Source organism: Bacillus sp. 05T31 (genome assembly GCF_056396725.1).
Window position 1 is genome coordinate 1 of the sequence record NZ_JBFTMA010001224.1, and the last position, 656, is coordinate 656.

Genomic DNA, 656 nt, shown 5'->3' on the forward strand with positions numbered 1-656 from the left:
AACATATACTTACATTCTGTATTCATACTCGTACGTTGCACACTCGGGTCATACCACGTTTGCCCTAATTCCACTGTCTTATCTTCAACTGAAATGTTATATAAGCGTGTACTCCCTACTATTTCATTCGTCTTTTGATCAACAACAACAAATGGCAAATCCTTCCCTGCCCCATAAGCTTTTATCGCCTTTTGAACATATTGCTGCATATCTTGAACAGTATCCATTTTAGAGATTAAATACGCCCAAATATCTCGATTTCCTTCCACRATTGAAAACATTTTTTCGACATCATTGCTATCCATTAACCGTAACTTTGCTCTTTCGTGAATWAMTTCCATTTGTAAGCCCCCTTCTTTTGTTGTTACTATATCATATTATTATATATCGTTTTATCATTATATAAAAATTAAATTCATCATTACAGAAATATACTATATCTTAAATCAAAAAATGCGATGCCTTTATTCAGGCATCGCACTCATAATTTGAATTGAAATTTACTTCTTTTCCATTACCGCAAAATAGTTATTTTCGCTATCTGCAAAATTAAATATTCTACCTGAAGGCATATTTACAATTTCTCCGACTGTAACGTTTTTGTTTACTAAATCACTATATAAACTATCGAATTCTTTTGAGAAGAACATTAAAGA

General features: G+C 31.7%; 2 protein-coding genes. Both read right to left on the minus strand.

The genetic code is table 11. The annotated features are described in order from the left end of the window. Nucleotides 1-341: GNAT family N-acetyltransferase (locus AC1DJR_RS32585; RefSeq protein WP_477004524.1), on the minus strand; the 341-nt coding region annotated here is incomplete at its 3' end. 159 nt (nucleotides 342-500) lie between these two features. Next, on the minus strand, nucleotides 501-656 hold a 156-nt coding region (locus tag AC1DJR_RS32590; RefSeq protein WP_477004525.1), incomplete at its 5' end, for a VOC family protein.